Origin of the sequence: Colwellia sp. BRX8-7 (genome assembly GCF_014077275.1) — a bacterium.
Lineage (GTDB): Bacteria > Pseudomonadota > Gammaproteobacteria > Enterobacterales > Alteromonadaceae > Colwellia_A.
Map to the genome: position 1 here is coordinate 1 of NZ_JACGVP010000090.1, position 536 is coordinate 536.

Sequence of the window (536 nt, forward strand, 5' to 3'; positions counted from 1 at the left end):
GTCTTCGTTTTCCAGCACCTAAATATTATTCTTATCCACTTGAAAGCAAGCGATCTTATTATGCTGTTATGTGGTTTACCTTTACTTTTTTGTTGCTCATAATAAGCTTTTGCCCAGAATGAATAGCGTATCGAAAAACCAGCCCATTCAACAAACGTTTGCCTTAAAAAAGTAGGACAACTGTACCGCCAATGTGTCCATGTCTTTTTACCGCTGCTTTCAATGACGGGTGCAATACCCGCATACTTCTGCATCTGTGAAGCATCCGTATAACGTTCTCTATTGTGACCAAAAGCGACTAATAAGCGCGGTGCTAGTTGTGGGCCTGCGCCAGGTAAACTATCAAAAATAGCCTTGTCTTGTTGTTTTTTGTACAGCTGTTTTATTGCTTTATCCAACTGTTCAATACCCATAAGTAACACCTTGAATTGTGCGATAAGCACTTCCACTAACAGTTGATTAGGGGCTATTACGCCTTCATCTTCGGTTAACGGAACGGCTTCTTTAATGCTAAGTAATCGAGCATTATTGACGGT

The 536-nt window shown here is 40.5% G+C and carries 1 protein-coding gene; it reads right to left on the bottom strand.

The window, feature by feature from the left end:
- A partial coding sequence (locus H4J57_RS19565; protein WP_182244003.1) for a transposase occupies nt 1-536 on the bottom strand: 536 nt, incomplete at both ends.